Below are 8,107 nucleotides of genomic sequence, written 5' to 3'. Positions count from 1 at the left end.
AAGGGCGCCAAGCGCGCGCCCAGCAGCAGCGCCAAGGCGCCGGCGGCCAAGCGGGCGGCCGGCGGCAGCAGGAAGTAAGTGGCCGGCACATTGGCCGATCGGGCGTCGCTGGACAGCACCCATCCCTACACCCTGCGCAGCGTCACGCAGATGCTGGGCCTGACCCGGCATGCCGTGGGCCGGCTGGTCGAGCTGGGTTTCGTGCAGCCGGAGCGCGCGGGCAGGGCGCTGCGCTTTTCCTTTCGCGACGTGGTGCTGCTGCGCACGGCGCAGGAGTTGCGGGCGGCCGACATCCCCACGCGGCAGATCCTGCGCTCGATGCGCCAGCTGAAGAACGCGTTGCCGCTGGATACCCCGGCCAGCGCCCTGCGCATCGGCGCCGTGGGCGACCGCGTGGCGGTGCGCTGGGGCGATGCCCAGTGGGATGCCGACACCGGACAGCTGATGATGGATTTCCATTCGGCGCCGGCGGCAGCGGTCCATGCCTTCGGCAAGGCCACGGCGCCTTGCGCGTCGCCGGAACTGGATGAAAGCGCCCAGCAGATGTACGAGCGCGCCGAGGCGCTGGAGGCCACCGACCCGCCAGCGGCCGAGGCGCTGTACCGGCGCCTGATCGCGGCCTGGCCGGATCATGCCGACGCCTACGCCAACCTGGGCTTCCTCATGTGCGAGGCGCATCGCTACGAAGAGGCGGCCGGGCTCTATGCGCAGGCCGTGCGGCACTGCCCGCAGGCGCCGTTGCTGCACTACAACCGCGGCGTCGCGCTCGAGGCGCTGGGCCGCGTGCAGGAGGCGGTGGCGAGCTACGAAACCTGCCTGCGCCTGGCGCCCGACATGGCCGATGCGCACCAGAACGCGGCGCTGCTGTATGCCCGGGCTGGGGACAAGCACAGCGCCATCCGGCACTTCAGCGCGTACAGGCGCTTGCAGCCGCGCGGCTGAAGCGCACCTTCAGCGCTTGGGCGATTCGGCGTCGGGCTTGGCCGCGCCCTGGCGCTTGGCCGGAAGGGTGGCCTGCTTGGCCGCGCGCTGCGTCTGCTGGCGCACCTTGCCGCAGTCCGTTTCCTGGCCCGGCCCCGTCTCGATCAAGGGAATGAGCGCGGCCAGCGGTGCGGCGGTGGCCAGCGCCGCCACGGCGGCTCCGCGCGCCAGGAGCGGCCCCTTCTTGAGCTCGAAGTTCGGATCGGAAAAGCTGCCATACACCCGCACCGGCGTGCGCAGCGAGAGCAGGCTCGCCTCCTTGGGTTTGGGGGCCACCGTCAGGTCGAAGCGTTCATCGGCCAGGTTGAACCAGCCGTCGCCCACCACCTGCGTCTGCTCCGTGTCGACCACGAACAGGGTCGATTGGCCGCGCCCGTCCTTCACGTCGAACACCGCGCCGCCGCAGTGGATGACGATGTCCTTGTCGCCACCGGCCAGCAGCGCCAGCACCTTGCCAATGTTCAGGCCGCTGGCCGCATCGAGCAGGTTGGACACCTGCCCGTTGACCACGGTGGTGGAGATGCGCCCGTTGGCCTTGGCCGCCGCATCCGCGATGGAATTGCCAGTGCCGGTCAGGTGCAGGGAGGCGCCCGCACGGCCCGTGCCCTTGGCGATGACGCTGTCCTTGGGAACGAAGTTGCCCAGCTGAATGCCCTGCAGGTCGATCTGCACGTCGGACTTGATGATGGGCGCGCGCGCATCCAGCCGCGCCTTGCCCGCGATGGTGCCGCCGGCAAAGCCGAAGTCCACCGGATTGAGCACCATCACCGCATCGTGCAGCCGCAGCGATGCCTTCAGGTCTTCCAGCGGCAGCCCCTTGGGCACCTTCAGCCGGGTGGCCCGCAGGTCGACTTCGGCGTCGATCTTCTGCAGGCGGCTGCCGTCGAAGCTGCCGGAGGGCAGCAGGTGGTCCGGGTCGACCCGCTTCTGCCGGCTCTTGGCGGTGGGCCGGTCGCGCGTCTGCGCCTGCGTGAGCTGGGGCTTGCCGCCGGTCTCCTTCGTCTCGATGCCGATCAGCGGCCCCAGGTCGGCCAGGTCGAGGTTCTTGCTGTGCAGTTCGCCCTGCAGCAGCGGGCGGGGCTTCTTGTCGATGTAGGCGCCCTTGCCGTACACGTCGGTGGAGCCGATGCGCCCGCGCAGGTCGTCGATGCTGTAGCGGTTGCCCTTGAGCACCAGGTGCCCCTCGAGCCGGTACGGCGGCGAGGCCGGCAGCGGCAGCAGCAGGAAGGGGTAGATGTTGGCCAGCGTCTTGCCCTCGATGCGCAGTTGCGTGTCGATGCCGCTGATGTTGGCGGCGTCCGCAATGGTGCCCTCCACCCGCACGCGGGTGGTGCCGGCCTGCAGGTCGCCCTGGATCGGGAAGGGCACGCCCGACTCCTGGAAGCTCAGCACCTCGCCGGTCAGCGCGGTGCCCTTGAACGCGGCGCCGTGGTAGAGCCCCTTGAATTCGTAGCGCGTGCTGTAGCGTTCGTTGGCCGGCGGGCTGTCGGCGTCCTTGGCCTTCTCCTGCTTGGCCGGGTCGAAGGTGCTGGCCGCCACGTCCAGCTCGAAGGGTTCGCCGTGGTCGATGTAGCGCAACTGCCCCTGGTCGACCGACAGGGTGCTGATGCGCAGCTTGCTGGGCCGCGTTTCCGACGGCTCGGCCAGGATCCAGTTCTTGCGGTTGTCGGGCAGCCGCTCGAAGACCAGTTCGGGCCGCGTCAGGGCCACGCGCGGGATCAGGAACTTCTCGGGCAGGTCGCGCAGCGAAATGGAGAACTCGAGCTGCTCGGCCTTGGCCATGGGCTTGCCTTCCTTCGACCAGTCCGCATTGCCGAAATAGACGCCGCGCATGCGGATGGTGGGCGCGAGGCCCAGGCGCACGTGCAGGTCGTCCATGTGGAATTCGCGCTGGGTCTTTTGCGAGATGTAGCGCTCGATGGGCGGACGCACCCAGTTCCAGTCGAACAGCGCCGCCACCACCAGGAGCAGCAGCACGATGCCGCCAAGCACCGAGAGGACGGGATGGCGGCGCAAGGAGCCGGCGAAGGAAGAGGGCCTTTCCATCGTTTCCATCAGTTGTTCTGGCGCTGCCTTCGAAGAAGCGAAGGGGTGCGCCCGATCAGGATGGCGGCAGCCTGCGGCGCGCCGTGTCGGCGCGTGGGGACGGGGCCTGTGGGACGAAGCCGTCCTTCAGGTGCCGTCGTCTTGACGCTGGACACGACGCCGGAAATCATGGAACTCCTGCTTCCCGCGCGAACCGAATTCTTTTTCGGTTGGAGAGACAATCGAGACATGGACAACGACAAGGACATGCAAGCCCAGGCCCCCGAGGGGAAGAACTACGCCCAGCCCTCGCGCGACACCATGCCGGACGCGCTCGCTTCGGCATCCATCCGCGAAAGTGTGCGAGAGGGCCTGCGCCAGGCCAAGGAACGCGCTTATGCGCAGGACGCGGTCAATGCCACCGGCAAGAAGATCCGTCCGCCCGGCAGCTTCTTCGAAGGCCTGCGCTGGGAAGGCCAGCACTACGTGACCGACCAGCCGGTGCGTGCCGCCCTGGTGGCCGCGGCCGGCGGCGCCGTGCTCACGGCGCTCCTGATTGCCTTTGTGCGAGGCGGGCGGCGCTAGGCGCCTTCCGCTTCGCCCGAGTCAGGCTGCCTCAGGAAATCTTCGACTCCGGGCGGCCGCCGTCCAGCGCATAGATGGCTGGCTTTTCGACCACGGGCTTCTCATGGGCCACTTTTGGGGTGGCTGCGGCCGACTCCACCAGGCTCTGGTGGGCCGAGCCGTAGATCTCGCGCTCCAGCCGCTTGGCCCGCTCCGCATACATGCGCGCGAGTGCGGCATGGTGCTCGGCGGCGGCCTGATGCTCCAGCCGTGCCATGTGCGCCTCGTCGAGCAAGGCCATGGCGCGCCGCAGATGGCTGTTCCGGTTGAACTGAAAAAAGCTGAACATCACATGTCCTCCTTGTGGGAAGGTCGCTGGGTGGAGCGTGATGTCACCGGATGTCACGCCCACCCGGCACTGTTACTGGCAGTTTTCGAGGCCAGTGTAGGCTTTTGGCTTGACGGCGTGTGGGCCGGATTCAGGAACTGGTGCCTTCCGGCCACAGATCTTTTGGCATACCCAATTCAGCACACACGCGCTGCAGGGCTGCGCGCGTGGCGGCCAGGTCCTGCTCGAGCCGGCTCACGCGCGCCTTCAGCGTGGCGACTTCGTCGAGTGTGACGTCGGCGGGGCCGGGCGAAACGGCGTCGAGCGCCGTGGACGGCGCTGCATCCTGCACCGAGGGCGCATCGCCCAGCAGGTGCGCCCAGCGCTGCTCGCGCGCACCGGGCAAGCGGGCGAGCTTGACGACCAGCGCGCCGGCGGGCCGTTCGGCCATTTCATCGAGAAAGGCCTCCACCGACGAGATGTCGGCGAAGTTGTGCATCCGGTCGCAGGCAATGCGCAGTTCGCCAGCGGTCTGCGGCCCGCGCAGCATGAGGGCGGTCAGCAGGGCGATGGATTGCGAGGGAATGCGCAGCACGCCATCGATGTTGTGGCCGTAGCGGTAGGCCCGGCCGCCGCTGGTTTCGGTCACCAGGCTGTAGCGCTTGAGGCTTTCGAGTGCCAGCTGCGCCTGCGCCTCGCTCAGCTCCATGATGGGCTGGCGGCTGGTCTTCTGGTTGCAGCCGGCCAGCAGGCTGTTGAGCGTGAGCGGATAGCTGTCGGGCACGGTGCGCTGCTTTTCGGCCAGCACGCCGAGCACGCGGATTTCGAGCGGGGAAAGGAGGGTGGTGAGAGCGGACATGCGGCAATTGTGATGCCGCGCCGCCGCCGCCGGCCTGGCCCTACCTGTTCGCTACAGGGGCCGGCTTCAGCCGTTCGTAGCCGCTCAGCTCCATGAAGCCTTCGCCCTGACCACTGCCGCTGAGCTTGACCGGGCCTTCCCAGTAGATGTTGGCGCTGGTGGTGCTGGCGTCGAACTCGCTGTCGTCGAGGAAGGGCTGGACGCGGTACGTGCCGGAGGGCAGGCGCAGAGACCAGTCGACCGCGTACTCGATCCTGCTGCGCGGGCTGGTCCAGCGGCGCTGCGGCGTGAGCTCCACCTCGCCCGGCGCCAGCGGTCGCGACTGGCCGGCCTGGGTGACCGTGCCCGTGGTGACGATGCCGCGCCCGTCGCGGCCGAACAGCTGGTAGACCATCACGTCCGAGCCGTCCGACAGGTGCAGCGCCAGCCAGTTCCAGCCCAGGCGGGTCACGTCGAACTCGCCCCATTGGTGGTCGAACCAGACGGGGCCCCGCACCTGCTGCGGCGCGTTCCTGCCGATGCGCAGCTGGCCCTCGGCGGCCATGCGCGGCCGCGAGTAGTAGTAGCTGATGCCCGACTCGCCGAAGTCCAGCAGCCCGGGCGTGGCGGAGCCGGCCGCGCGGTGCGCCACCACCGGGTTCTGATCCTGCAACCGCAGCGCCAACTCGATGCCGTCGAAGTCCGCCTTGATCGAATGCGATGCGCCCGAGCCGGCGATGCGCCAGCCCTCCTGCTGGAAATCGAAGCCCTGCTGCGCCAGCTTGGCGGGCACGCCGCCGGTACGGCTTTGCTGCACGCGTCGCTGGCCGGTCTGCAGGTCGGTCAGCGCGACGTGCATCACCGTGTGCTTGATCAGCGAGTTGGCCACGAACACCGCCACATGGAAGGCGTAGCGTCCGCTGCCCGGCTGGGCATCGAGGATGCCGCTGTAGTACCACCACTCCATGCCCGAGGCGTGGGCCGCATCGTCGGCCGGCAGGTTCAAGGGGGGCAGGGCGGCCGTGCGTTCCGCCAGCGGCTGGGCCGGGGCGGCCGCCGGTGTGGCCGACGCCGCAGGCACGGCGCCCTGCTCGGACCAGTCGAGGAAATGGAAACCGGCGGCCACCACGGCCACGAGCACCACCAGCGGGGCGAGATACTTGACGATCTTGCGGCGCCGGCGGCGGCTTGTTCTTGGCATGGCGCAAGCATAGGGCGGTGCAGGCAAAAAGGCGACAGCACTGTCGGCCTACGCAGACGCCGCGGGCGGCCACGTGCGCGAGAATCTGCGCCTCGCGAAGAAAGGAAACAGCGCATGACCGCCAGGCAGAGAAGACTCATCAGCTCGGGCTCCACCTTCGAGCAGCAGATCGGCTATTCGCGCGCCGTGGCCATGGGCGAATGGGTGTTCGTCTCGGGCACCACCGGCTTCGACTATGCCGCCATGACCATCTCCGACGACGTGGTGCAGCAGGCCGAGCAGTGCCTGAAGAACATCGACGCGGCCCTGCGCGAAGCGGGGGCCAGCCTGGCCGACGTAGTGCGGGTGACCTACGTGCTGCCCGATGCCAAGGATTTCGAACCTTGCTGGCCGGTGCTGCGCAAGTACTTCGGCGAGGTGCGCCCCGCGGCCATGATGATCTCGGCGGGCCTGGCCGACCCGCGCATGAAGATCGAGATCGAAGTCACGGCCCTGCGCGCCGGCGCCTGAGCCGCCGCACCGCATGGCGCAAGGCACATCCCTTTCTCCCTACCTGGCCGACACGCGGCGGCTGGCGGACGTCATCGCCGCCATCCAGGTGATGGGCACCTACAAGTTCTACTGGCAGGATTTCGCCGGCTGGGCCGAACGCATCAGCGGCGATGCGGGGCAGGCTGCGTACTGGCGCGGCATCTTCGAAGACCACCCGGAATTCTTTCGCCTGGACGGCGAGCGCCAGGGCGCGGCGCTGGTCTGGCGCCGCCAGTACCCCCGGCGCTTTCATGTCGACGAGGAGCGGCGCCTCACGGTGGCCGAGTGCCTGGCCCTGGGCGAAGCCGGCATGGAGCGCGTGTCGCGCGAGCCGCTGTCGGCCGACGACATCCGCTCGCTGATCGACACCGCCGTCGGCCTGCATTCGCGGGCGCTGGACCAGCAGAAGGAGCGCCGCTGGTGGCTGCCCCTGGCCACCGCCGTCGCCGCCCTGCTGGGCGCGGTGCTGGGTGCCTGGCTCAAGGGCGGTTGAACGGCTCGCGCTCAGCGCAGCATCCAGCCAGCTGCGCCGTCCAGCACTTCTTGCATCACTTCGGGGTTCTTGCGGCCCGAGCGGACCAGCACGTGGAAGGAATGGTCGGCTTCGGCGATTTCCACCAGCGTGGCGCGTTCGCCCAGCTCGGCCGACAGGGCGCGCATGCGGTCGATGTCCGCCAGCTTGTCGCGCGTGCCTTGCAGGAAGAGCATGGGAATGCGCACCTCGCGCAGATGCTCGGCCCGTGTGCTGGATGGCGCGCCGTCGGGATGCAGCGGAAAACCCAGGAACACCAGGCCTTCGACCCCCGGCAGGGGCGCGGCCGCCTGGGCCTGCGAGGTCATCCGGCCGCCGAAGGACTTGCCGCCGGCGAACAGGCGCAGGCCGGCGAATTCCCGCGCGGCCCGCGCCACCGCGGCGCGCACCGCCGCATGGGCGACGGCGGGCGGATCGGTGCGCTTGCTGCCGCGCTCCATGTAGGGGAACTGGTAGCGCAGGGTAGCCAGGCCGCGCTCGGCCAGCCCCTGGGCGGCTTGCGCCATGAAGGCATGGTCCATGCCCGCACCGGCGCCGTGGGCCAGCACATAGGCCGCGCGCGCGCCGGCCGGTGCCTGCAGCAGGCCGGAGACCGTCGTGTCGGCATCGACCTCGATGCGAATGGGCTGGATGGAGGTGTTCATGGCAGGACCTTTGAGGCCAGAATGCGCGGCATGGATCTTAGTGAACATACCCTGCGCGCCCTGTTCGACCAACTGGGCCTGCCGAGCAGCGCGGCCGCCATCGACGCCTTCATTGCCCAGCACCGGCCCCTGGCCGACGGCGTGGCCCTGGCCGATGCGCCTTTCTGGACGCCGGCGCAGGCCCAGTTCCTGCGCGAGGAGTTCGACGAGGACGCCGACTGGGCCGAGCTGGTGGACCAGCTCAACGTGCGGCTGCGGGCATAGCCAGCATGCCTGCGGGCCCGCGCACCGTCGCGGCTTGCGGCAGGCTTGCCTGCCACCACTTGGCCACCGGGCGGCGCAACCGGTCGATGGCGCTGCGCAGCGTCAGGTGCAGCACGTCGCGCTGGGCATGGCTGCCGCCCAGGCGATGCGCCTGCGCCGCCAGCGTGCCCAGCAGGCTGACGGCGCGGCTGTCCTTGCC

At 69.4% G+C, this 8,107-nt stretch carries 11 protein-coding genes; 5 read left to right on the top strand and 6 right to left on the bottom strand.

All coding sequences use genetic code 11. From position 1 onward, the window contains the following. The first annotated feature begins 78 nt into the window (after window positions 1–78). Window positions 79–942: a tetratricopeptide repeat protein gene (locus VSO01S_RS25210; protein ID WP_068645516.1), complete on the top strand. Its 864-nt coding sequence runs from the start codon at window positions 79–81 to the stop codon at window positions 940–942. Between the two features lie 9 nt (window positions 943–951). On the opposite strand, the gene VSO01S_RS25205 is transcribed toward VSO01S_RS25210, so the two are convergent. Beyond that, window positions 952–3,036 carry an AsmA family protein gene (locus VSO01S_RS25205; protein WP_084242114.1) on the bottom strand — a complete coding sequence of 695 codons (2,085 nt, stop codon included), beginning with the start codon at window positions 3,034–3,036 and terminating at the stop codon, window positions 952–954. A 219-nt stretch (window positions 3,037–3,255) separates the two neighbouring features. On the opposite strand from VSO01S_RS25205, the gene VSO01S_RS25200 reads away from it, so the two are divergent. Then, window positions 3,256–3,591, top strand: coding sequence for a hypothetical protein (locus VSO01S_RS25200; protein ID WP_068645514.1), 336 nt, complete (start codon window positions 3,256–3,258; stop codon window positions 3,589–3,591). Window positions 3,592–3,622: 31 nt separating this feature from the next. On the opposite strand, the gene VSO01S_RS25195 is transcribed toward VSO01S_RS25200, so the two are convergent. The 3 genes from VSO01S_RS25195 to VSO01S_RS25185 all read right to left on the bottom strand — a co-directional run bounded on the left by VSO01S_RS25195 (window position 3,623) and on the right by VSO01S_RS25185 (window position 5,937). Next, a complete protein-coding gene (locus VSO01S_RS25195; protein ID WP_153305435.1) occupies window positions 3,623–3,919 on the bottom strand; it encodes a hypothetical protein in 297 nt (98 codons plus the stop codon). 130 nt (window positions 3,920–4,049) lie between these two features. Continuing rightward, window positions 4,050–4,757, bottom strand: a complete 708-nt coding sequence (locus VSO01S_RS25190; protein ID WP_068645512.1) for a YceH family protein — start codon at window positions 4,755–4,757, stop codon at window positions 4,050–4,052. A gap of 40 nt (window positions 4,758–4,797) precedes the next feature. Beyond that, complete coding sequence (locus VSO01S_RS25185; RefSeq protein ID WP_068645511.1) at window positions 4,798–5,937, bottom strand: lipocalin-like domain-containing protein; 1,140 nt, start codon at window positions 5,935–5,937, stop codon at window positions 4,798–4,800. Window positions 5,938–6,051: 114 nt separating this feature from the next. Between VSO01S_RS25185 and VSO01S_RS25180 the strand changes: the two genes are divergently transcribed. Then, on the top strand, window positions 6,052–6,447 hold the full coding sequence (locus VSO01S_RS25180; RefSeq protein WP_068645510.1) for a RidA family protein: 396 nt from the start codon (window positions 6,052–6,054) through the stop codon (window positions 6,445–6,447). A gap of 13 nt (window positions 6,448–6,460) precedes the next feature. After that, a complete protein-coding gene (locus VSO01S_RS25175; RefSeq protein WP_068645509.1) occupies window positions 6,461–6,961 on the top strand; it encodes a hypothetical protein in 501 nt (166 codons plus the stop codon). An 11-nt stretch (window positions 6,962–6,972) separates the two neighbouring features. On the opposite strand, the gene VSO01S_RS25170 is transcribed toward VSO01S_RS25175, so the two are convergent. Beyond that, window positions 6,973–7,644, bottom strand: a complete 672-nt coding sequence (locus tag VSO01S_RS25170; RefSeq protein ID WP_068645508.1) for an alpha/beta hydrolase family protein — start codon at window positions 7,642–7,644, stop codon at window positions 6,973–6,975. A gap of 30 nt (window positions 7,645–7,674) precedes the next feature. Here VSO01S_RS25170 and VSO01S_RS25165 point away from each other — a divergent pair, with 30 nt between their 5' ends. Then, a complete protein-coding gene (locus VSO01S_RS25165; protein WP_068645517.1) occupies window positions 7,675–7,908 on the top strand; it encodes a DUF2789 domain-containing protein in 234 nt (77 codons plus the stop codon). On the opposite strand, the gene VSO01S_RS27630 is transcribed toward VSO01S_RS25165, so the two are convergent. Then, a partial coding sequence (locus VSO01S_RS27630) for a hypothetical protein (RefSeq protein WP_218002380.1) occupies window positions 7,886–8,107 on the bottom strand: 222 nt, incomplete at its 5' end. The genes VSO01S_RS25165 and VSO01S_RS27630 overlap by 23 nt on opposite strands.

The sequence above is a fragment of the Variovorax soli NBRC 106424 genome (assembly GCF_001591385.1).
GTDB classification, from domain to species: domain Bacteria; phylum Pseudomonadota; class Gammaproteobacteria; order Burkholderiales; family Burkholderiaceae_C; genus Variovorax; species Variovorax soli.
Note: the sequence above shows the minus strand (reverse complement) of the source record. Positions and strands in the feature narration are given on the sequence as shown.